General features: G+C 54.0%; 15 protein-coding genes. 13 read left to right on the top strand and 2 right to left on the bottom strand.

Annotated features, from left to right (window positions below; all coding sequences use genetic code 11):
- Positions 1-74: 74 nt before the first annotated feature.
- From HPY30_16350 to HPY30_16290, 13 genes are all read left to right on the top strand, one after another.
- On the top strand, positions 75-2,666 hold the full coding sequence (locus HPY30_16350) for a glucosidase (GenBank protein ID QYZ68098.1): 2,592 nt from the start codon (positions 75-77) through the stop codon (positions 2,664-2,666).
- A 24-nt stretch (positions 2,667-2,690) separates the two neighbouring features.
- Entirely contained in the window at positions 2,691-4,373 is a 1,683-nt protein-coding gene (locus tag HPY30_16345; GenBank protein ID QYZ67412.1) for an FMN-binding glutamate synthase family protein, read from the top strand.
- 187 nt (positions 4,374-4,560) lie between these two features.
- A complete protein-coding gene (locus HPY30_16340; GenBank protein ID QYZ67411.1) occupies positions 4,561-6,069 on the top strand; it encodes a caspase family protein in 1,509 nt (502 codons plus the stop codon).
- Between the two features lie 33 nt (positions 6,070-6,102).
- Positions 6,103-7,902 carry a serine/threonine protein kinase gene (locus HPY30_16335; protein QYZ67410.1) on the top strand — a complete coding sequence of 600 codons (1,800 nt, stop codon included), beginning with the start codon at positions 6,103-6,105 and terminating at the stop codon, positions 7,900-7,902.
- A gap of 129 nt (positions 7,903-8,031) precedes the next feature.
- Positions 8,032-9,264: a hypothetical protein gene (locus HPY30_16330; protein QYZ67409.1), complete on the top strand. Its 1,233-nt coding sequence runs from the start codon at positions 8,032-8,034 to the stop codon at positions 9,262-9,264.
- A gap of 148 nt (positions 9,265-9,412) precedes the next feature.
- Positions 9,413-9,796 (top strand): hypothetical protein, encoded by a 384-nt coding sequence (locus HPY30_16325; protein QYZ67408.1) that lies wholly within the window; start codon positions 9,413-9,415, stop codon positions 9,794-9,796.
- A 103-nt stretch (positions 9,797-9,899) separates the two neighbouring features.
- Complete coding sequence (locus HPY30_16320; protein QYZ67407.1) at positions 9,900-10,898, top strand: methyltransferase domain-containing protein; 999 nt, start codon at positions 9,900-9,902, stop codon at positions 10,896-10,898.
- Positions 10,899-11,271: 373 nt separating this feature from the next.
- On the top strand, positions 11,272-14,145 hold the full coding sequence (locus HPY30_16315) for a DEAD/DEAH box helicase (protein QYZ67406.1): 2,874 nt from the start codon (positions 11,272-11,274) through the stop codon (positions 14,143-14,145).
- A 100-nt stretch (positions 14,146-14,245) separates the two neighbouring features.
- On the top strand, positions 14,246-15,370 hold the full coding sequence (locus HPY30_16310; protein ID QYZ67405.1) for a Fic family protein: 1,125 nt from the start codon (positions 14,246-14,248) through the stop codon (positions 15,368-15,370).
- Positions 15,371-15,466: 96 nt separating this feature from the next.
- Positions 15,467-18,691 (top strand): site-specific DNA-methyltransferase, encoded by a 3,225-nt coding sequence (locus tag HPY30_16305; GenBank protein ID QYZ67404.1) that lies wholly within the window; start codon positions 15,467-15,469, stop codon positions 18,689-18,691.
- Between the two features lie 2 nt (positions 18,692-18,693).
- A complete protein-coding gene (locus tag HPY30_16300; protein QYZ68097.1) occupies positions 18,694-19,266 on the top strand; it encodes a hypothetical protein in 573 nt (190 codons plus the stop codon).
- Complete coding sequence (locus tag HPY30_16295; protein ID QYZ67403.1) at positions 19,263-19,463, top strand: hypothetical protein; 201 nt, start codon at positions 19,263-19,265, stop codon at positions 19,461-19,463. Before HPY30_16300 ends, HPY30_16295 begins: the two co-directional genes overlap by 4 nt.
- 98 nt (positions 19,464-19,561) lie before the next feature.
- Positions 19,562-22,768: a DEAD/DEAH box helicase family protein gene (locus HPY30_16290; protein QYZ68096.1), complete on the top strand. Its 3,207-nt coding sequence runs from the start codon at positions 19,562-19,564 to the stop codon at positions 22,766-22,768.
- Between the two features lie 207 nt (positions 22,769-22,975).
- Here HPY30_16290 and HPY30_16285 read toward each other — a convergent pair whose 3' ends face one another.
- Both HPY30_16285 and HPY30_16280 read right to left on the bottom strand, forming a co-directional pair.
- A complete protein-coding gene (locus HPY30_16285) occupies positions 22,976-23,419 on the bottom strand; it encodes a DcrB-related protein (GenBank protein QYZ67402.1) in 444 nt (147 codons plus the stop codon).
- Positions 23,420-23,483: 64 nt separating this feature from the next.
- Positions 23,484-25,001: a hypothetical protein gene (locus HPY30_16280; GenBank protein QYZ67401.1), complete on the bottom strand. Its 1,518-nt coding sequence runs from the start codon at positions 24,999-25,001 to the stop codon at positions 23,484-23,486.
- Between the last annotated feature and the right edge of the window lie 107 nt (positions 25,002-25,108).

The raw sequence follows: 25,108 nt of genomic DNA, 5'->3' as shown, positions 1-25,108 counted from the left end.
CAACAACCCGTAAAACAGCGCGTGACGGCAAACCCAATGAGTCTGGCAGGATCAATAAAGCCGAGCGGGAACGAGTGTCGGCACAAGCCAGTGGAAAACAGGCATGGCGCCGCTGGGGTCCCTATCTCAGTGAACGCCAGTGGGGCACGGTGCGTGAAGACTATAGCCCCCGCGGCAAGGCGTGGGAGTATTTCACCCACGACCAGGCACGTAGCCGCGCCTACCGTTGGGGCGAAGATGGCATTGCCGGGTATAGCGATGAAAAACAACGACTCTGCCTTTCGCTCGCCCTCTGGAACGGCCAGGACCCGATCCTCAAGGAGCGGCTGTTCGGCTTGACCAACAACGAAGGCAACCACGGCGAGGACGTCAAGGAACTCTACTACTATTTGGATGCAACACCGAGCCACGCCTACCTTAAGATGCTCTACAAATACCCCCAGCGCGCCTTTCCTTATGCTGATCTGGTGGAAGAGAATCACCGTCGCGGCAGGGATCAACCCGAATACGAACTGCTTGATACCGGCATCTTTGATGAAAACCGCTACTTCGATGTCTTTGTCGAATATGCCAAGGCGGATGTGGACGACATCCTGATGCGAATCACGGTGATTAATCGTGGCGCTAAAGATGCCCCCCTCTACCTGTTGCCCCAACTCTGGTTCCGCAACACCTGGGCCTGGGGCCAGGATCCGGCCCGACCGACACTCACTGCCACAGAGCGTGGCTGCATTGCGATACACCACCATAAGCTGGGCGACTACCACTGTCATCTGGACGGCGGCCCCGAGTTGCTCTTCTGCAACAACGATACCCATGTAAAGCCGTTGAAAGAAATGGAGGCCAGCGGCTACTTCAAGGATGCCTTCCACGACTATCTCATCAATGGCGACCACACGGCGATCAACCCGCAGCGCAACGGCACCAAGGCGGCGGGACTCTACCACTTTGAAATCCCTGCTCTTGATCAGGTGCAGGTGCGCATCCGGCTGAAAAAAGGGCGGCATCAGCACCCTTTTGAGCACTTCGATGCCATATTCAAATTGCGCACTGAAGAGGCCGATGCCTTCTACGCTGATTTACAGAAGAGTCTGCCGGATGACGAAACCCGGCTGATTCAGCGCCAGGCTCTCGCGGGGATGATCTGGAGCAAGCAGTTCTACTACTACGACATTCCACAGTGGCTTGAGGGCGACCCGGGACAATCAGTGCCGCCGAAGGAACGCCGTCATGGTCGCAACAGCGACTGGCGTCACCTCAACAATGCCGACATCATCTCCATGCCGGACAAGTGGGAGTACCCCTGGTACGCAGTCTGGGATCTGGCCTTTCACTGCATCACTCTGGCAATGATCGACCCGGACTTTGCCAAACGCCAGTTGCTACTGATGACACGGGTCTGGTACATGCACCCGAACGGACAGATCCCCGCCTATGAATGGGGCTTCGATGACGTCAATCCACCGGTTCACGCCTGGGCGGTGTGGGAAGTTTATCGCACCGAACGCGACACCACGGGCAAGGAAGACCTCGATTTTCTCGAACGGGAACTGCACAAGCTGATCCTCAACTTTACCTGGTGGGTCAATCGCAAGGATGCAGACGGCAACAGCATCTTCCAGGGCGGCTTTCTCGGCCTGGACAACAATGGGGTATTCGACCGCAGCTCCCCATTGCCCACCGGCGGTCATATCAACCAGGCCGACGGCACCAGCTGGATGGCCATGTACTGTCTCAACCTGATGCGTATCGCGCTGGAACTGGCACAGACCAACCACACCTACGAGGACATCGCCACCAAGTTTTTCGAACACTTCCTCTATATCGCTGCCGCGATGAACAATATCGGCGATCAGGGCATTGGCCTATGGGACGAGGAGGATCAATTCTATTACGACGTGTTGCGCTTTCCCGATGGAAAGCTGATGCCGATGAAAATCCGCTCGATGGTGGGACTGATACCGCTTTTCGCGGTAGAGATTCTGGAACCAGAACTTATCGACCGGCTGCCCGACTTCAAACGCCGCTTGCAGTGGTTTCTCAACTACCGCCCCGACCTGGCAGCCTTGGTCTCCCATTGGGAAGAACCTGGTCGGGGCAATCGCAGGCTACTCTCTCTGTTGCGCGGCCATCGCATGAAATGTCTGCTTCGGCGCATGCTGGACGAGACAGAATTCCTCTCCGATTACGGTGTGCGCTCACTATCCCGCGCGCACCAACGGGCCCCGTATATTTTCGACTTCTTGAAGCACTCCCTGTCAGTCTCCTATCGGCCAGGCGAGTCGGATTCGAATGCGTTTGGTGGCAATTCCAACTGGCGCGGTCCCATCTGGTTCCCGGTAAATTATCTGCTGATCGTCTCGCTGCGCCGCTTCGCCACCTTTTATGGTGACGAATTCAAGATCGAGTGTCCTACTGGCTCGGGAGAATACCTCTCGATCGATAAGGTGGCCGATGAATTGGTGATACGCCTGACCCGGCTTTTTCGTCGCGACGAACAGGGACGAAGAGCGATATTTGGTGACAACACCAAACTACAAGACGATCTCCACTTTCGTGATCACCTGTTGTTTCACGAGTATTTCCACGGTGACGACGGCCGCGGGATCGGCGCTTCTCACCAGACCGGCTGGACTGGATTGGTAGCGTCACTTCTGGGTTCGTAAGACAAATTAATAACAGGAAACAGCATGCATTCAACGTTCATCAAGACCCTGTCGGCCACACTGATTGCGGTCGCAATCATCTACCCTCTCTGGCCAGCCACTGTGTGGGTATTGGTTTTCATCACCCCTTTCACTGCACTGGGGTTTTACGACATGCTCCAGAAGCGGCACTCCATTCGCCGAAACTTCCCCCTGTTCGGGCGCGGCCGGTGGATCATGGAGGAGATCCGGCCTTTTATCCGTCAGTATTTCGTGGAGTCAGACACCGACGGAGCACCCATCAACCGGATGTTCAGGAACATTGTGTACCAACGCGCCAAAAGGGCATTGGAGACTGTGCCTTTCGGTACGCGGGTCGACACTTACCGAACCGGTTATGAATGGATCGGGCACTCACTCTCCGCGATAAACGTATCAGATGTCGACGAGGATTTACGGGTCAATGTCGGCGGACCAGGTTGCAGGCAGCCATACTCGGCCAGCATATTTAATATCTCCGCCATGAGTTTTGGCGCATTAAGCCAGAATGCCATCCTGGCACTCAACAAGGGGGCAAAATCAGGCGTATTCGCGCACAACACCGGTGAAGGCGGAATCAGCCCATATCATCTGGAACATGGGGGCGATCTGATCTGGCAGATTGGAACCGGCTACTTCGGCTGTCGTGACCGGAACGGCAAATTTTCCCCTGATCAGTTCAAAGAGAAGGTTTCCCTCGAAAGCGTCAAAATGATCGAGATCAAGCTCTCTCAAGGCGCTAAACCCGGCCATGGCGGAATCCTGCCTGCGGAAAAAAACACCCCTGAAATCTCGAGGATACGTGGTGTGAAACCCTATACACAGGTCAACTCGCCCGCCACCCATAGCGCATTCGATTCACCGCTGGGATTGGTGCAATTCATCGCTCAACTGCGTGAACTCTCCGACGGCAAGCCGGTCGGTTTCAAGCTCTCGATTGGACGCAAGAGCGAATTCGTCGCCATCTGCAAGGCGATGCACGAAAGCGGCATTCTCGCCGACTTCATTACTGTTGATGGCGGTGAAGGTGGTACCGGCGCCGCCCCGCTTGAGTACACAAATTCCATCGGCATGCCGTTGCGTGAAGCCATCACCTTTGTTGCCGACTGCCTGACCGGTTTCGGCCTGAAGCAGCATATAAAGATCATTGCATCCGGCAAGATCATCACCGGATTTCATCTGGTAAAAAACATGGCACTCGGTGCTGACATCTGCAATAGCGCCCGTGGCATGATGCTCGCAGTTGGCTGTGTACACTCCCTTATCTGCAACAGTAACAGGTGCCCCTCCGGGGTTGCCACGCAGGATCCTCGACTCTTCAACGGGCTGGTTGTACCGGATAAGGCAGCACGTGTTGCGCACTATCATGCCAAAACGGTACATGCGACTGCGGAAATCATTGCATCAACCGGCATCTGTCACACCTCTGAACTGAATCGCACCCATATCTATCGGCGTATCAGCCAGTACGAAATCAAACGCTATGACCAGATCTTTCCCTACCTGCCCGCAGACTGTCTGTTAGAGAATTCAATACCTGACTTATTCAAGCTAATTATGCAGGAGGCGAGTTCCGATACATTCGCACCCCATAATTGCCTGACGCGCATTGACAACGAGTGCAGAGAAATTGATATGCCGGATGAAATGGCTGTCGCTGAAAAGACGACTATCACAGAGGATCGATAAAAGATCATCCCGCAATATTCACTTGGTGGGTCTTGTATTAATAGATGGAACAGCTACGAGAGGGACTTCTTTGGTCGCCGCCCCTCCAAGTTGACGATTTACAACCCGGCTCACCAGCTTGCATTCATCGATACAGTATCCTAGCTTGTAAATATAGGTGGAAGAGAAAAACTGTAGGAGAATGACGATGTTCAGAATTATTCGCCTTTTCTTGATGCTGTTTCTGATGAATGTGCCGCTTTCTCTTTTGGCACTCGATTTCGAAGTGACAGCCCAGACCACCGACTGCTCCGGCGACATCGGATTCTCCTCTTTCGATTCCCGGGACCTCTATAAGATGCAATCGGCAGACTGCAGCGACCCGAATACCGGACAGAAGCTGCAGCAGGTGCTGCTGAAATCCAAATCAGGCCTGGTCACCTACGATGTCATCTGGGTCACTCAGGAGGAGGCCAGAAACATCCTGCAGCAGATAAAGGAGATCAAGGCAGCCAAGATCAAACGTCTGACCCGTCCCGAGGTGGTGATCCAGAAAGAGACCGTGATCCGCCACGAACGTCCAGCTGCAGCTGTGCCCCCAGCCGCCACCCGTTCGGCCCCGTCGGTGCGTAGCGACCTGCCCGGACCGGCAATCAACATCATCGACCCGCCAATCGCCAACACCCGCTCCATTACCAATGTCATCACACCATCGGATGCCGATAAGCGGATCGTAGTAGGCAAGATCAACTCACCCGCAGGTCTGATCTCCCTGACCATCAACGGCCAGTCTCACAAAGTTGACGAACACGGCATCTTCAAGGCAGAGGTACCGGTAAGTCGTTCCAAAACACCGGTAACCATCGTCGCCGTGGATAATCAGGGCAAACGGGGCACGGTGGAGTTCCGACTGCTGCCCGAACCCCTGCAGGAACAACCCGACACTGCCGCCGGTACGGACAGCGACCCTGACATCTTCGGCACCTATCACGCCCTGATCATCGCCAATACCCGATACGATAAACTGGATGACCTCAGTACCCCGAAAAACGACGCGGACGTGATCGCCGACATCCTCAAACAGCGTTATGGATTCACCGTCACCCGCGTCTACGACGCCACCCGCTACGAAATTCTCTCCGCCCTGAACAAGGCCCGCCGGGAACTCACGGAAAAAGACAACCTGCTACTCTACTACGCCGGCCACGGAGAGTACGACAAGGCCAATAACCGTGGCCACTGGTTGCCGGTGGACGCGGAGACCGACAGCACCGCCAACTGGATCTCCACCGTGGCAATCACCGACATCCTCAATGCCATGTCGGCGAAACATGTGCTGGTGGTGGCGGACTCCTGCTACTCCGGCGCCCTCACCCGTGCAGTCAACACTGAACTCGATCCCGGTATGTCGGAAGAGACCCGTATGAAATGGCTCAGGGTCATCGCCAAGACCCGCTCACGTTATGTGCTGACTTCGGGTGGCGTAAAACCGGTATTGGACGACGGAGGAAACGGTCACTCCATGTTTGCCAATGCACTCATCGATGTACTGAACGGGAGTAAAGGGGTACTCGAAGGCTCCAAGTTGTTCCGCGAAGTCAAGTCACGGGTGTCGGCCCGGGCAGAAGAACTCAATGTCGATCAATCCCCCCAATACGCCCAGCTCAAGCGTACCGGCCACGAGTTTGGTGAATTTCTCCTGGTAGGTCAGCGTTGATCCTGGTCTGGTGTAACTGGAAGACTTCACTCCATGGATGATTTCAGAGCGGCGCTGGACGACTTTTTCACCGGACGATTGGATCTGGAGGGGCTGTTGGGCAGGCTCGATGCCCAACTGCTGCTGAACCCGGAAAGCCGGACAGAACTCACTGCACTGCTCGAAGAGTTGCAGCACAGCAACCGGATTCCGACACAGATCGTCACCAGCCTGCGTGTACGCCTCGACCAATACGCGCAACCCGCCCAGGATGCTGCGGGAGAAGAAACGCGAATTCATTCAGACCTGGAAGCAGACCGTCTGCCCCCCATTCCCGACGAAGCAACCCGTATCGCCGGAACCCCGACACCATCGCCCTCTCCCGCTGCTCAAACATGGTCCGCCCCAGCACCTCATCAGGCTTCAGGACGTGCCGCCCACCCACTGGTAGGCGACACCCTTAACGGACGTTTCGTGCTGGAAGACGAGATCGGCCGCGGCGGCATGGGCGTGGTCTACCTGGCAAAGGACCTGCGCAAGGAAGAGGCGCGGGACCGGGAGCCCTATGTCGCCATCAAGGTGCTGAACGAGGCGGTGCAACAGAATTCCGATGCCTTTATCGCCCTGCAGCGGGAGGCCAAGAAGGCCCAGCGTCTGGCCCACCCCAACGTGGCTACAGTCTACGACTTCGACCGGGACGGCGATACAGTCTACATGACCATGGAACTGATGCAGGGTGAGTCGGTAGAGCATCTGATCAAGCGAATCCGGCCCAGCGGACTGCCAATGGAGAAGGCCCTGCCGATCATTGAAGGAATGGCCCATGGCCTGGCCTACGCCCATAAAAAGGATATCGTGCACGCTGATTTTAAGCCGGGAAACGCCTTTATCCTGCAGAATGGCGAGATCAAGGTGCTCGACTTCGGCATCGCCCGCGCCTTCAAACCACCGGGACAGAGCTCAGGCGACGCCACCGTCTTCGATCCCGCCAAATGGGAGGCCCTCACTCCTGCCTACGCAAGTTGTGAGATGTTCGACCAGGCAGCCCCCGATCCACGAGACGATATCTACGCCCTCGGCTGCGTCAGCTATGAACTGCTCACCGGACACCACCCCTTCGACAAGCTGCCGGCCAACCAGGCCCGTGGCCGAAAATTAATACCCAAACCCATCCCCGGACTCAGCCGCCAACTGAACCAGGCCCTGGCTCATTCCCTGGCCTTTGAACGCAGCGAGCGCACCCCGGATCTGGAGCAGTTTCTACAGGAGCTGAAAGGGGGAAGCGGCGCGAATCTCAAGTTGCGGGGATTGGCAGTGGCTATCTCCCTGCTGCTGGCAGTTGTGGGCATTGGGATCTATCTTTTGATCGGCGAAGAGTCAGACAAGCCGAAGGATTCACTCCTGCCGGTACCGGCGGTTGAGCCGCTGGTAAAAACAACTCCGATGCCGGTGGTCCGACTGGAGCCATCAGAACCGGATGAATTCGAAGAAGCACCGGCTGCCGGCGCCAAACCCGAACCTGAACCCAAACCCGGAAAACTCGATGCTGAAACCCAGGCCAAGGTTGAGCGCATTCTGGAAGTCGCTGCACTTCACCGGATGATCGGTCGCCATCTGGAACCGAAAGGCAGCAATGCGGTAGAGGCCTATCGGGCGGTTCTCGACCTGGACCCCGAAAACCGAATTGCACGGGAGGGTTTGGATCAAGTGGCCAACCATTTTGTGAATCAAGCAAAACAGGCCATGAAACAGGGAGATAATTCAGCGGCACAAACCCTACTCGACCAGGGCCTTCAGGCAGCCCCCGAACACAGAGAACTCCAAATCTTGAAAAGGCGGCTGCAATCAGAGTAGGCATATACATTTAATTCTCACAATAAGGCTATCAGCAGATACTTCAATCAGAGCGCCGATTTGATCTTATACTTCAGATTAAGGACAGAGATATTCGCCTCACCTGCAATCATGGGAAGGAGCCAACAGATGTTGAAACTCAAGCACGGGTTATGTCTGCTCACCGCCGCACTGACCTTGGGACTCGCCTCTCTGGCGCAGGCGGACTACGTAGCCTATTCGATCATAAAAGAAGGTGGTGCCAAGCAGCCGCTACCCGAATATATCGGCGACATTGATGTTAAATACCTGGTCAATCTTGAGTGGGGCGGATACAGCGGCAAGAAGACCCGTATCGGCGTATTGCCGGTGGAAAACAACTCCTCCAGCCAGAGCGTAAGCGTCAGCGGCCCCAGTGGCACCTATACGTACAATGCTGCCACCAGCAGCGGCGGTGTTCCGGTCCAGGGTATCGAGGCGATGCTGATGGACACGATGCACAAGACCAAACGTTTTCGCCTGGTGGAGCGCAAAGTGCTGGACAAGGCGATAAAGGAGCAGGATCTGGGGGCTACCGGGCGCATAGCCAAACCTTCCGCCGCCAAAATCGGAAAGATTCTCGGCGCTCAATACCTGTTTCAGGCGGTGATCACTCATTATGAGGCAGGGGTGGAAGAGAAAGGCGGCGGCCTTGGTGGTTTGATAGGCGGTAGTGCCGGTGCGCTACTGGGAGCCATCTCTGTGAAAGAGTCAAAGGCAGTACTGGGCATGAACTTCCGTCTGATCAACTCTGAAACCAGCGAGATCGTCTACACCGATCAGGTAGAGGCAGAATTGAGTGAATCCGGGCTCACCTTCGGCGGGGCAGGCATAACCGGCGGCGGCGGGCTGGGAGGCTTCATGTCCAAATACGCCAAAACCCCAATCGGGCAGGCTGTAATCTCCACCGTCAATCGTGGGGTCTACGGTCTGATCAAGCAGACCGGCACCTCTCCCGCCACCGGTTCGGTAATCAAGGTTAAGGGCAACAAGATCTATCTCAATCTGGGTCAGGATACAGTGGAACCCGGAGAGAGCCTGGACCTGATGCGCATGGGTGAACAACTGATCGATCCTGAGACGGGCATCTCCCTCGGCGGGGAAGAAGAACTGGTCGGCTCGGTCAAGATCACTGCAGCGAAGGAAAAATACTCCATTGCCAAACCGACTGGACGCCTCAAGGCATCGCGTATCAAACGTGGCGATAAGATAGTCTCCCAACGTGCTCCCGAACCGATGAAGTTCGCCACTTCCTGGAGACCACCGAAGGAGAAAAGCGGGTTCTTCGGTGGAGGCAGTAAAAAGGAAACCAGCAGTCCATTCGGAGACGATTCGCTCTTTTAACAAGAGCCAAAATGATCCCCGGACGGGGTATTAGATTGTAGGAGCGGCGCCCTCGCCGCGATAACTCCGCAGATGGAAAAATCGTGGCGGGGCGCCGCTCCTACAGACGCTTCGCAGCAAGCTGCACTGACATAGGACGGTAGATAACATGGGCAATCCAGCAGCGAGAATGGGGGATAATGTCATCCAGCAGGCCCCCCATTGTCATGCCCCGATTCACCCACCGGCACCGGTTCCCACCCCGGTACCCCATCCTCCGCTGCCTCTGGCGATCGTTAAGGGCGAGCCGACCGTGTTGATCGGAGGCATGCCAGCGGCCCGGGTAACCGACATGACCGCTCCCTGCGCCCTGCCCGGCTGCGTCCCCAACGGCCCCGGCATGGTCGCAATGGGTTCTTTTACCGTGCTGATCGGTAACCTGCCTGCAGCACGTATGGGAGACATGACCGCTCATCCGGGTTGCGTGGCACCCATCCCCAGCCCGGTGGGCAAGATTCTGCCGCCTGGATGTCCCACTGTCCTGATTGGCTAAGGCGGATTGAGCATTGCGTCTATGTCATTTTGAAACCCTTGCCCCAATCTGCCCCCGATGTCGCCTGGAGACGGCGAAAACACATCCATTAGCGGTGGCAACCGTGGAACAACAGATCGGGGAACTGATCATCGAAGGCGTGATCCACTGTTCCAATCCGGCCTGCCAGTTGGAATATCCGATCATCGACGGCATCCCTGTCATCGTGCCCAACGTCCGCCAGTATCTCGCGGACAATCTGTTCCACCTCACTCTGCGCAGCGATCTCTCACCCACATTGACATCCATGCTCGGCGATGCGGCGGGACCGGGCACCCCCTTCGACAGCAACCGCCAGTACCTGAGCACCTACACCTGGGACGCCTACGGGGAATACGATCCCAAGGAACAGGAAGCCCAACCGGGTGTTTCACCCGGCGCGGTAAAACGCTGCCTTAAAGCCGGGATGGAGTTGCTGCCGGGAATACCGGAAGGACCGGCCGTCGATCTGGGCTGTGCCGTGGGTGGCTCCACCTTTGAATTTGCCCTTCACACCGACGGGCTGGTGCTCGGCATCGACAACAACTTCTCCCTGCTGCGGCTGGCCCAGCGGGTCCTGCAGGAGCGGAGCGTCAGCTATCCCCGACGGCGAATCGGTATCGTCTACGACCAACGGGAGTTTTCTGTACCAGTGACCCAAACGGAACGGATCGATTTCTGGGCCTGTGATGCACTTGCGCTGCCCTTCGCCGATGCCACCTTCGGTTTGGCGGTGGGGTTGCAACTGGTGGACTCTGTCAATTCTCCAACGTTCCTGCTGGAAGAGACGGCCCGTAACCTGCGCCCCGGCGGCACCATGATCATGGCGACACCCTACGACTGGTCGCCTGCGGTCACACCCCTCGAAGGCTGGATCGGCGGCCACTCCCAACGCGGTCCCAACTCAGGCGCCGCAGAACCTCTGTTGAGGTCGTTGCTGACCCCGGAAGCACATCCCCAATCCGTCAAAGGGATGCGACTCACCAACGAAATCACAGATTTCCCCTGGCACACCCGCATCCATGACCGCAGCATTATGCAGTACCGTGTTCATCTGGTAACCGCCGTGTCGACTGACATTTGAACGGTGCACCGTTCATAGTTCTACATGAAGATCCTGGACATAGGAGTGTTGAACCGAATTACAATTCGCCTGCTGTATCAAGAAAAAGCCAAGCGGATGGAACTAGATGCTGTTGAGAGGCGATGCGATCTATTGATTGTGAAATCGGTGATCTGCTCGAAAAAGTAAAAGAATAGGAATATTATTCAGCGATAATAGATCAGATAATGACTCAAGCCTGAATACTGCAAGATTTCTCGTGTTGATCGCAATCAGATCGAAGGAACACTTAAGCGAATGGATTTGAGAAAATTTAATGCCAGCCCGCCCTTTTTGTACAAATCTTTTCAGCTTTTCTGTTGCTCACATCTTGTTGGGTAGTTAAGAGGGCCACGTGACCACAGCACACCACGCCAAATATTTCGCTTGGGAACTCACTCGCCGCCGCAGAGGCGATGATGTTGACCGCATCTCCCAGTCCCTCTTTGATGCCAGCGTTGATCTAAATCCCCACCAGATTGACGCTGCCCTGTTCGCCCTGGGTAACCCGCTGACCAAGGGCGTTGTAATGGCAGATGAAGTCGGTCTCGGCAAGACGATTGAGGCCGCATTAGTGCTTTGCCAATATTGGGCTGAGCGCCGTCGTCGTCTCTTGGTTATCTGCCCCGCATCACTTCGCAAGCAGTGGGCAACGGAGCTTGCTGAGAAGTTTCATCTGCCGACACAAATCCTTGATGCCAAGACCTGGAAGAACCTGAAGAAAGGTGGAATTTACAATCCGCTTGATCAGGAACAGATCAGCATCATGTCTCTTAATTTTGCGGCACGTAACCAAGACAAACTACGTGGCATCCCCTGGGATCTGGCCGTTATCGATGAAGCGCACAAACTTCGTAACGCCCATCGTGAAAGCCATCAAACAGGGCAAGCTATCAAAAAGGGACTGGCTGGTTGCCGAAAATTATTACTGACAGCCACACCATTGCAGAACTCCCTACTTGAGCTATTCGGGCTCTCAACCGTTATTGACGAACACCTTTTTGGTGATGCGGTCAGCTTCCGTAGTCAATACATGCGCGGTGAGGATAACCTTCCTGCTCTCCGGCGTCGCCTCAGTGAATTTGTGACGCGCACTCTGCGTCGCCAGGTCTTGGAATATGTGCGTTACACAGAGCGAAAACCGATAACCATACCTTTTACCCCAGGAGAAGATGAGCAACGCCTTTACGACCTTGTCTCAGCTTACCTGCAACGCGAAGAGACCTACGGCTTCCCTGTTCGGCAGCGTCATCTCATCGCTCTTGTTCTACGCAAACTGCTGGCATCATCCACTCAGGCGGTCATCAATACCCTTGAGACTATGCATGAGCGCCTGCGCGTGCTCCTGGAAGGAAAAACACTGGATGATGACTGGCTTGATCATCTCATTTCTGAAGAGGAAATTGACGACGAACTTGAAGATGAGCCACTTAGCGAAGCGGCTGAAGAGGCCGGGAACTACCAGGTCGATAAAGATAATGAGCGCACAATCGACCTGGTTGCACTGCGTGGAGAAATCGCAGAACTGGAGCACTACATCACCCTTGCTCACAGCATCAAGGAGGACGAGAAGTCTCACGCATTACTGAAGGCCCTGCAAATTGGTTTTGATCACATGGCCGAGATGGGGGCGCCGCGTAAAGTCGTCATATTTACTGAGTCACGCCGTACACAGGATTATCTGGCCAGATTTCTGGAAGCCCATGGTCATGCCGGCAAAGTGGTCACTTTTTCAGGCACGAATAATTCACCGGCCATTACAGGTATTTACCAACGGTGGCTGAAAGAGCATGCGGGCAGTGATCGTATTGCCGGTAGCCCCGCGGTTGATAAACGTACCGCCATTATCGACCATTTCCGTGAGCGTGGTGAAATTTTGGTGGCAACAGAAGCGGCAGCTGAAGGCGTCAACCTACAGTTCTGCGCCTTGGTCGTGAATTATGATCTGCCATGGAACCCCCAACGGGTCGAGCAACGTATCGGTCGCTGTCATCGCTATGGGCAGGCATTCGATGTTGTGGTCATTAACTTCCTCAACCGTCGCAACGAGGCAGATCGTCGTGTGCTGGAATTACTCTCAGAAAAATTCCATCTGTTTGACGGTGTCTTCGGTGCTTCTGATGAAATCCTCGGTCGTATTGAGTCAGGTGTCGATTTTGAGAAGCGCATAGCGGCTATCTACGATACCTGTCGAACCACAGAAGAGATCCAGACAGCTTTCGAAGCCCTGCAAAAGGAGCTGGAGGCATCCATTGAAGAGCGCATGCGGGAGACAGAGCAGAAGTTGCTTGAGCACTTCGATGCTGACATCCATGAGTTGCTCAAGATAAAGCGTAAACGTGCGGAAGAGAGCCTGGATCATATCGCCAGACTATTCTGGTTGCTCACGCGCCATATCCTGGTAGATACCGCAACCTTCGACAACGAAGCACTCAGCTTTCATCTGGCCGATTCACCCTGTCACGGCGCTCTCCCTGGTGAGTACCAACTCATCCGCAAAGGGGAGACCATTCCAGAGCATGCCCACCTCTATCGCCTGTCGCATCCTCTCGGGGAGTATGTCCTGGATCACGGTCGCCGACTCGATACCCCGCAAGCAACGCTCTGTTTTGACCTAAGCGGGCACCCCTATAAGGTGTCTGTTCTGGAGGGATTGTCGTCCAAATCTGGCTGGTTGGAGCTCAACCTACTTGAACTGCATAGCTTTGAGAAAGAAGAGCATCTGGTTTTCACCGCGCTGACTGATGATGAAGAGCTTCTCGATCAGGATGCCTGTATCAGGCTTTTTGGCCTGGAAGCGAAATCCACTCAGGCTAACGGTGATTCTTCCCCTGCTATGTTGTCCGGCACAGCCCAGCGTCAGATTGAAGCCACCCTGGCTCGTGCACTGGATGAAAATGATCAGTACTTTCAGCGAGAGCGTGAAAAGCTCGAAAACTGGGCTGATGATCAGATTTTGGCGGCAGAGCAAACCTTACAGGACACCAAAAGCCGTCTTCGGGACAGCAAACGTCGTGCCCGACTTTCTGATACGGTCGAAGAGCAAAAGCAGTGTCAGGAAGAGATAAAAAACCTGGAACGTCGTCAACGCCGACAAAGGCAGGAGATCTTTGATGTGGAAGATGAGATTGAGGCCAAACGGGATCAGCTTATCGAAGCTCTGGAAAGGCGTCTGAAAAAGAAGACGCTGGTTCATCTGCTCTTCCGTATCCGGTGGGAAATAGCTTAATATGTCGACCATATTATTTTTTATCGACATATTCTGCCAATGCGTTGATGCGATCGACACGCTAGAGAAATATGTCGAAAAATTGTAAGTAAATCGACATATGAAGCCATTTCTGCCAGAGGCACCTTACAACGAATTACCACTCCTGCCGCCCACTGAGGAGCTGGAAACCCGCGCTGTACTTAAACTCTGCATTGAGGCTCGGGCGGCAGTGGCTGAACTCAAGCAATTGGGGGAAAATCTGCCCAATCAGGCCGTGCTGATCAATGCCATCCCATTGCTGGAGGCTCAAGCCAGTTCTGAGATTGAAAACATCGTCACCACATCCGACCGCCTGTTCCGCTTTGCCGAGGCGGGTAACAACCAGATTGATGCCGCCACCAAAGAGGCGCTGCGTTATCGCACGGCACTCTACCAGGGACATCAGATGCTGATGAGACGGCCGTTGAGTACCGGCACCGCGGTTGAAGTCTGCAGCATCATCAAGGATGTAAATCTCGATATTCGCCAAACCCCCGGCACACAATGGGTCAACGACCGTACGGGAGAAGTGATCTATACCCCACCCGAAGGCGAGGCGCTGCTGCGCGATAAGCTCGCCAACTGGGAACGTTTTCTGCACCAGGAGGAGACCATTGACCCCTTAGTGCGCATGGCGGCGGGCCACTACCAGTTTGAGGCGATTCACCCCTTTATCGATGGTAACGGTCGTACCGGCCGTGTACTCAACCTGCTCTATCTGGTGGAACAGGGGCTGCTCAACCAGCCGACACTCTACCTCTCCGGTCATATCAACCGCACCAAGGCCGATTATTACCGCCTGTTGCTGGAGGTGACCACGGAAGAGCGCTGGGAAGCGTGGATGCTCTACATGCTGGATGCCATTCGCCAGACCGCCGTCTGGACCGGCGACAAGATCCGCGCCGCACAGGCCCTGCTGGAGCACACCGTTCAGTACGCACAGAAAAAAGCCGGCAACATCTACAGCCGCGAACTGGTGGAGCAGCTTTTTGTACAGCCCTACTGCCGCATTGCCAATCTGGTGGATAACAGCATCGCGAAACGGCAGACCGCATCGGTCTACCTCAAACAGCTCTGCGACATCGGCGTGTTGGAAGAGCACAAGGTCGGGCGTGAAAAGCTCTTCCTGCACTCCAAGTTTTTAACGCTGCTCACCCGTGACAACAACGAATTTGAGCGATATGCAAACACATCGCGTGATTGATGCGGTTCGCTACCGCTCACCACATCCTACATTCACGTAGGGTGCCGGTGAGGAACGAACCGCACCATTCACCCTGTAGACACGGAAATTTGACCCATGGCCTCAAGCTACAACAAAAAACAGAAGTTCATCACCCTGCTGCATGAACTGTTCCAGCTCAACCAGCCGGAACTCGACTTCGGCATCTACCGCATCATGCATGCCCGTAAGGACGACATTAACCGTTTTGTTGAGCAAGACCTGCCGCGCATCGTCAATGACGCCTTTAAGGATTTCCAGTCACAGGACAAAGTTGCTCTCCAAGCAGAGCTGGCAGAAATTCGTCAGGCTGTTGAGAAACTTGGTGGAAACCCGGACGAACACGAAAAGGTTAAGGCGTTACAGGGCCAGCTTGCCCATGGTCTCGACTTGGGCCGTGAAGAGGGCGAGGTCTACGATGCACTCATCACCTTCTTCAGCCGCTACTACGATGAGGGTGATTTTATCTCCCGTCGCGTCTATAAAGACGGCACCTACGCCATCCCCTACAGCGGTGAAGAGGTGGTGTTGCACTGGGCCAACAAAGACCAGTACTACATCAAATCCTCAGAGACGCTGCGTGACTACAGCTTCCGGTTGGATCCAGACAATGAAGCCAACCCCATGCGCGTCCACTTCAAGCTGGTGGATGCCGATCCTGGTGCGCAGAACAATGTGAAGGAGAGCGAGACCAGCAAGCGGATCTTCATACTCGATGCTGAACAGCCTTGGGAAGAGCTGGAAGGAGAGCAAGGTAAAGCGCTCAATCTCCGTTTCCACTACCGCGCCACCACCGCCAGTGACTGGACGGCAACCGCCAAGGCCGGAGCAACAGCCGCTGCCGTCAAAAAATCACCCACCCAGGATCACTGCCGACAGATGGCGGTGGAGCGACTGCTGGGCGAGAACAGCGACCTGCCCGCTGCCTGGAAAAACGGCCTCGGCCAGCCCTATACGAAGGCCGATGGTGAGAAGGCCGACTACCCCATCCTGCAGGGCCAGCTCAACAACTACACCAGGAAAAACACCTTCGACTACTTCATCCACAAGGATTTGGGGGGCTTCCTCACCCGTGAGCTGGATTTCTACATCAAGAATGAACTGCTGCGATGGGAAGACGTGGCGGCGATGAAAAACCAGCCCGCGAGACTGGCGCCATTGCTCTCCAAGATCGAAGTGATTCGAACTATTGGCGAGAAGATCATTGCCTTTCTGGCACAGCTTGAGGAGTTTCAGAAGAAGCTGTGGTTGAAGAAGAAGTTTGTTACGGAGACGAATTACTGCATTACCTTGGATCGGGTGCCTGAGTCTCTTTATGACGAAATTGTGGCGAACCAACGGCAGCATGAGGAGTGGGAGAGACTGGGGTTTACCACGAAGGACACGAAGATCACGAAGACGTTCTTAATCGAGAATCTGTTTCTTATTTTGGATACGGGGTTATTTGAAAATTATTTGAAAACTCAATTAGTGGCAGGTGTTGATGGCATTGATGCGCTTTGTAATGGATTGTTGGTACACTCTGAAAATTTCCAGGCACTAAATCTAGCTACAGAAAAATATATCGGCAGAATTAATACAATCTATACAGACCCTCCATATAATACAGGTAGCGATGAGTTTTTATATAGGGATAATGCAAAACGCAGTAGTTGGCTGACATTTATTGATAACAGAATAGCCGCCGCTAGCCCACTAATGTCACCAAATGGCTCATGCTATATGAGCATTGATGACACCGAGTATCCGTATCTTAAAGCAACATTCGATGGCTTGTTTGGAAAGCAGAACTTTATAGCCAATATTATTTGGCAGAAAAATTTCTCGCCTCGTAACACGGCCAAATTCTATTCAGAAAATCATGACTATGTGTTGTCTTATGCGAAATCAATAGATAATTTTGAAATCGGCTTGTTACCTAGGAGTAAAGATGCAATTAATCGCTACTCTAATCCAGATGGTGACTCTAGGGGGGATTGGACCTCTGGTGATCTAACCGCAAGAAACTATTACAGTGAAGGGACATACGAAGTAGAAGGTCCAACAGGAAAAATATTTACACCTGCAGTCGGCAATTACTGGAGAATAGCGAAGAATAAATTCCTGGATATGGATCGACAAGGCATCATCTGGTGGGGTGAAGATGGAAACAATATGCCTCGTTTAAAGCGGTATCTAAGTGAGGTTAAAGACGGGGTGACACCGGTTACGATATGGCCACATAAAGAGGTTGGTCATACGCAAGAAGCAAAAAAAGAGCTTGTTTCGATGGTTTATTTTGAGACTAGTGGAGATGTTTTCAACACGGTAAAACCCACGAGATTAATTAAAAAAATTATAAATACATCAGGACTATCGAAAACCGGTAACGTTCTCGATTTATTTGCTGGGTCTGGGTCAACAGGGCATGCAGTAATTGACTTAAACCGAGAAGATAAAGGTACGCGCAATTACACGCTCATTGAGATGGGTGGCTATTTCGATACCATCCTTAAACCCCGTATTCAAAAAGTCATTTATTCTAAAGACTGGAAAGACGGTAAACCAAAACCCGACAAAAACGGCAATCTCAACGGCGTTTCCCACTGTTTCAAATACCTCCGTCTTGAAAGTTACGAAGACGCCCTGGCAAACCTAAAACTGAACCGTGAAAAGGCCCAGCAGGATCTACTTACCTCCCAAAGCTCGGAAGATCAGGCCGCCCGCGAAGCCTATCTGCTCAACTACATGCTGGATGTGGAGACCCGTGGTTCCGACTCGCTACTGAACGTCGCCAAGTTCGTTGACCCCACCCGCTATCAACTCCAGGTACGCAATCCCACCGGGGATGAGACCAAACGGGTCAATGTGGATCTGCTGGAGACCTTCAACTGGCTAATCGGCCTGACGGTGGAGTATATCGCCGCGCCGATCCACTTTGATGCCAAACTGAGCCAGGCCGAGCATGGCCGCTGGCAGGCCAGCGTGAAGCGTTTTGAGGGTGGCCGTTGGTGGTTCCGATCTGTGGTGGGTACTACCCGCAAGGGCCAGAAGGTGCTAGTGGTCTGGCGCAATCTGCCTTGTGTCATCGACAAGGAGGAGAACGGCCTGGTGAAAGACAACGCTGTGCTCGATGCGGTGCTCATCGACAAACTCAAGATCCGTATGACCGAGAGTCTGGATGACGAGTTTGACATCCTCTACGTGAATGGCGACCACAACATCACCATTCCAAAGAAGCGCAATGGTGAACTGCTGGAAGCACGCATCAAGCTTATCGAGGAGGACTTCCATCGCCTTATGTTCAGCAGTGAGGGAGTTTGAACATGCCTATCTGCTGGATAATTGCAGGACCCAACGGAGCGGGCAAAACCACCTATGCCTTGAAGTATCTGCCGGAAGTGGCTAATTGCCGCAATTTCATCAATGCCGACCTGATTGCGGCGGGACTGTCTCCACTGGCGCCGGAGCGGGAGCAGATGGCCGCAAACCGGATTTTTCTCCGGGAAATTAAGGCGAATATCGGCAGACATGGAGATTTCGCCTTTGAGACTACCTTATCTGGCCGTACCTATTTGCGTCTAGTCAATGGATTGATAGAAACTGGTTGGCAAGTTGAATTGGTCTATCTGGCCCTGCCCAATGTGAAGATGTCACAAATGCGAGTCGCCGAACGAGTGGCTCATGGTGGGCACAATATTCCTGCTCATGCCATCGAACGTCGTTTCCCACGCAGTCTGTACAATCTGTTGGTGGACTATTCATCTTTGGTATCCCGCACACGCTGCTTCATGAATCATCAGGAATACCCTGAGCTTGTATTTGAACAAGTCGGCGATGAACGCGAGATCATTCATACTGAATTCTACAGACGCCTTTTAAAGGAGGGCGGACTATGAGCAACACCAAACAACCTGCAACCCCTGTCATTTCAGAAGAGAGTCAAAAGATGTTGGATAGCCTGCGCGAGGCGGTTCAGGAAGCGCTTAAGCGTAAACATAAACTGGGCCAATACGCGGTGATTTGGAAGGATGGCAAGCCGGTTATCATTGGTGAAGATGCGCCGACCAATCAACAGGACGAACTGGGTAGCTAAGCGTGGTAAAAAGAGCCAGGAAAAGGACACCACCCTTGCCGTTCAGCCGCCAACTGGTACTCAACCAGTGGCTGTTTTCGCTGTTTGGCTTTGATTCGATGGATGGCCGCTATGACATTCGTGGACGAGAGGTGCCTCTGCTGGAGGCGCTCAGAGACCGTCACCAGATGATGGGCGAAGTGGTTGGCCGCAACAGCGAAGGTGAGCACGAGATTGTTCAACGTCTGCTCAACGAAGCGCAAGGCTTGCCTGGCATCAGCGACGAGGAGTTGCGAGAGTATGACCGCAATATCAAGCACCTGTCAGAGAGCATCAATGACGGCCGTGCACTGGCGCGAGAGGAGCCGGTGGAGTGGAAGTACTTTCAGTACCTGATGCTGCTGTTTACCGAGGTCTATCTGGATTGGCTGTTCCGTAAACCGGAAGATCTTAGAGACGCACTCAACAAACAGGTTGAGGCATGGAATGACCAACATGCGGATCAACCGCCACTGGCAGTTTTGGATGAGGCTGAACTACCGTGGCTGCAACTCAACAAAGTCGCCTACTGGAGTGCCACAGGTTCAGGCAAGACGCTGATCATGCACGCCAATATCCTGCAGTATAGGCACTACCTTGAGCACTATGGTAATGCCAAGGATCTTGGTCGAATCATCCTTCTGACGCCCAATGAGGGACTTACCCGGCAGCATCTGGTGGAGATGGAAACCTCTGGCATACATGCCACCCCCTTTAGCAAAAACCAGGGTTCACTGTTTGCCGATGCGGTCATCGTTATCGACATCAACAAGTTCCGTGACGAGGCCAAAGAGAAGACGGTAGCCACCGCCTCTTTCGGCAATAACAACCTGGTGCTGGTGGATGAAGGCCACCGTGGCTCCTCGGGTGAAGAGTGGCTGCGGCATAGAAATGCGCTCTGTGAGAAGGGGTTCTCTTTTGAATACTCCGCCACCTTTGCCCAAGCCGCTATGGCGCGTGATGATAGGCGTCAGCTCTACAGCAAGGCAATTCTGTTCGACTACTCCTACCGTTTTTTCTACGGGGATGGTTATGGCAAGCAGTCGCAGATTCTCAACTTGCAGAAGAACCTGGACGACAAGGACCACTACGCCTATCTGGTGGCATCGCTTCTGAGCTTCTACCAGCAGCGACGCCTCTTCGATGAACGGAAAGACACACTCAAGCCTTTCAATATTGAGCCGCCGCTGTGGATCTTCGTCAGCAGCAAGGTGACCGCCAGTCTCTCTACGGGAGAAGCCTCTGATACGGTGCAGGTGCTGCAGTTTCTCGACAAGGCGGTCAAGGATAAAGAGGCGACCGTATCGGCTATCCGCAGGCTTCTGGATAACGGCATGGTCGGTGCGGGGGGCGTGGATCTGCTATCCGGTCGGTTCGACTATCTCAAGTCGTTAACCGAAACGCCCGAGACGCTTTATAGCGACCTGTTGGAAAGGTTATTCCATACCGCAGGTGGTCATCTCTATGTGGAAAATATCAGTGGTGTTGCCGGTGAGATTGCGCTGAGAGCAGGCGCCTCAGACATTCCCTTCGGTGTTATCAACGTCGGTGATGACAGTAAGCTGGTTAAGCTCTGTGAGAAGGCCGGATTGGCGGTGCAGGATTCGCGCTTCTCCGCATCTCTGTTCAATGACATCAACCAGCCGGATAGCCGGGTCAATGTGCTGATTGGGTCCAAGAAATTCACCGAAGGTTGGAGCAGTTGGCGTGTTTCTAATATGACGCTGATGAACGTGGGCAAGAGTGAGGGTGCGCAGATCATCCAGCTCTTTGGTCGCGGGGTGCGATTGAAGGGGTGGAATGAGACCCTGAAACGTTCCGCTGAAGTCGTGCCGCAACTGCCTGAGGGCCTGGAGCGCCCTAAACATATCGGCGTTCTCGAAACATTGAATATCTTCGGCGTCAAAGCGGACTACATTGCCCAGTTTCGCAAAGAACTCGAAGAGGAAGAGATTCCTATCAATGAAGGGCTGGAAGAGTACCGGCTGCCGCTGGCGCACATCAAACCTCTGCCCGGCAACCTCAGCGTTATCCGCCTGAAAGAATCCATCGCCGGTCGTGCCCTGGGAGGGCAGGGCAGCGCATTCAGTCAGCTTGCCGAGCAGGTATACCTGCTGCCGCCGAAGACGCTCAAGCCACAGGAAAAAGACTACTTCATCTGCCCGCCTCGTATCACCCTGGACTGGTATCCGCAGGTTAAAGGCTTTGCTACCGATAGGCGGGGGCAGCAGGAGGCTGGCCGTAATAATGGCAATCTGGGTGCGTTGCATCTAGCGATGCTGGATATGGATAAGCTCTATTTCGATCTGCTCACCTTCAAACGAGACAAGCGCTGGGCGAGCCTGACCCTGAGCCGTGACCAGATCAGAGAGGTAATTGCTGATCCCTCCTGGTATACCCTTTACATACCCAAGGAAACCCTCTCACCCGGCGCACTGGATGGGCTGAGAACCTGGTATGACATCGCCCTGACCCTGCTGAAGAAATATACCGAAGCCTTCTATGCATGGCGGCGTAAGCAGTGGGAGGCAGATAAACTTGAGTACCGCCCCCTGGTCGGCGATAAGGCGCTCTTTCCCGGTGTCAGCGAAGAGACTCCGGGCGGAAGCTATGTGCTGACTGTTGATCGTAATCGTCACGAATCCCTGATCAATCAGCTCGACAAACTGCGCACTGAGATACTTGGGGGAAATATCTCGAACTGGCGTGGGCAGAAGCCGAGTGGCCTGGAGCTGCTATGGTGCGAACGCCATCTTTACCAACCTCTGTTGGCCCAACATGACAAAGAAGTAGAAGTAGCCCCTGTTCCCCTGAACAAAGGCGAGCAGCAATTCGTCGAGGATATGCAGAAGGCGATGGAAAATGGTGTTTTCAAAGGCTTCGAGACCTATCTGCTTAGAAACGAGAGTAGAGGCGATGGCGTCGGCTTCTTCCTGGAAGGGGGCTTTTACCCGGATTTCATTCTTTGGCTTATTCAAGGTGCCAAGCAGAAAATCGTCTTTATTGATCCCAAGGGGCTGCGCAACCATAAGCCCGAAGACCCTAAAGTTCAGTTCTATAAATCCATAAAAACTATCGAGGCCGATCTGCATGCACAGGATACAGCAAGCAAAGATATCGAGCTGCACGCTTTTCTGGTATCCAACACGTTGGCCTCAATGCTCGAAAGCCAGTGGTCTGGCGATGGACGTACAGTGACTAAGCAGGATATGGAAGGCTGGAATATCCTGTTCCAGATTGATGATGCAGATGACTATGTTTCAAACATGGTGAAGCGCGTACTGTGAACTTGATTTGTACAGGATGTACCCATGGCAATTGAGCGACTTGAAAGGATTTCCAACTATCGTACCTATCGCGATTTCAGGTGGTCCAACGATCTTCTGGAATTTTCCAGGTACAACCTTTTCTATGAATGGAGTTGGTCAGGAAAAACCACGCTATCAAGCATCTTTTGTTCTTTACGGGGTCTGTAAAATAATAGACGTAATCCTTCAAGGAAGCTGAATCGTATTGGGCGCAAAACTACGGAATATCTGATCAAACAGTGGGTCGGTTGCGGCCTGATTGGAGGCCAAAGAGACCGCCGTCAGCTTGTAAAGATGGACGGTTTCACCGCACTGCATTATGAGCAACTGTTTCTGCCGCACCCGCGCCGGACCCTCACCCCACTCACAGCTGCTCATGATACCGTCACAACCCGATCGTTTGCCTGCCGCCTGGCTGATAAGTTGAAACGCCTCGACCTTCTCTCTCAGAGCTTCCATCTCCTGATCCGCCAAGGTCTTGAGATCAGGCGCCTCAGACCGCTTCTCCACCCGGATCGTCATATAGGGTGAATCATTTCCCTTTGCCGGAAATGCGAAGGTATAGACCGAGGCATCGATACACTGCTCCGGCAGTTCAACGGCAAACCCGGAGCCCTGAAACTTGGGCATAACACTCTCCTGCTGGATCTTTCAGAACAGGCCACACTATCAGACCGATACTAAGCCCCCAATATCATTGCCACAGTCCAGCCAGATTAACCGGCGGCAAGGCCAATGACTGAAACCGCAACACCCTGACCATGTTGCGGGTGCGGTGACTGAGCAGCGGCATGACACCCTGTTTGAGCAGCACCTCCCCTGCACGCTCGCTGATCCATGCCTCGGCGCAGGGCAGCATCTGCCGTTCGCCGTCAACTTCAAAGGTGAAGACTGGAAGACCCTCGATATCGAGGCGGTCTCCGGGCTCCATGGCCCAGCCACGTGCGACAAATGCCTCCGCCAATAGCTGGGCACAGGCAAAGGCCGGGCTACCCCAAAGATAGTCTTCATGATCTCCCGGCTGCAGTGGAATCTCTTCGAAGGAAAAGCTGTCGATCTCCTCCCCCCCTTTGCCGTAGGGCAGTCGCATCAAAGGCTGTGGCAGAGCCAAACCGAGCCAACGGGCTGCTGAAGTCTGACGCAACGCCTGCCAACGCTGTGCCGCATCCCCATCTAATCCAGCCCACTTCTCCACCGGCTTTGTGATGACATCACAACCGAGCAGTTGTGGTGAGGCGGCGGCGAGAAAAGGACCACCTGCCTGAGAGCCCAACAGCCCCAAGGCATGTAACGCAGCGACATCCTGCTCTCCTGCGCCGAAGGCGAAGTCGCCCGCCAGCACCGACCAGGGTTCACCACCCGTGCTCCCCACCCCCTGTTCCACCAATAAACGATAGAGCGACGATCCTGACGGGTTGTCCGACAAGGTGGAAATATCTGCCGCCAGTTCCGACTTGGTAATGTCGAATGTATAAAGCTTCAGAGTCTCATCTGTCTCCACGCCTGTGACCAGACGTTGTAGTGCAAGCCAGGTGGCCTCCAGCGCCTGAAACTTGGGCGCGTGCAGCAGACTTCGCATCTGCTCGCCAATGGCATCATCCACTGAGGAGATGTATGCCGCCTGTTGAGGATCGGCCCCGGGCACGATATGCGCTGCGACAATGTGCTGGATAAACTGTTCTATCCCTGCATTAGGCGCACTCTCTCTTGTTATCGGGCTACTGGACTCACGGCCTAACAGGCGCTCGAACACATCGCCTTGCTGCTCAGGTGTGGCAGAATCGCCGACTGTTTCTTCGCTGGTTGATATTACGTCGACGGCTGCGGCTTCTTGCCGAAGTTCGGCAGCGGCGGCAGAGAATGTATTCGCATCCTGTAATCTGCCACGAAGCTGACGCAATGCCTTGAAAAGACCAAGGCGCTGAAACAAGGCATCGGGATGAAACTCCTCCAGTTCACTGAAGGTAAGATCGATCCGGGCATTCTCTCCCTCACCAAGCTGAAGACTCACACTCGGCGCATAGCGCCCGATCAGCTGTTCAAAATTGTCCACGTCCACCTGACGAATGGCGCGTTCAATCAGCGGCCCTGCATCCTCAGGATGACCACTGAAGTTACCCATCAACAAGATACGCATAACCGAAGTCGATTTTCGCTGCGGTGCTGCGCCACCACCGCGAAGACCAAACTCAAATTCCATGTGTGCAGCCATCGGTCAAAACTCCCCATTTGATCTTCTGTCTTTAGTGTAGCCGCTCACTCCTGCTTAATTTCATAGGGATCTGCCGGAACTTGGCAATGTGGGGCAAAAGAAAGCAA

It is taken from the genome of Gammaproteobacteria bacterium (ex Lamellibrachia satsuma) (assembly GCA_019623805.1).
Lineage (GTDB): Bacteria > Pseudomonadota > Gammaproteobacteria > Chromatiales > Chromatiaceae > QGON01.
This window is presented reverse-complemented; position numbering and strand designations above follow the sequence as displayed.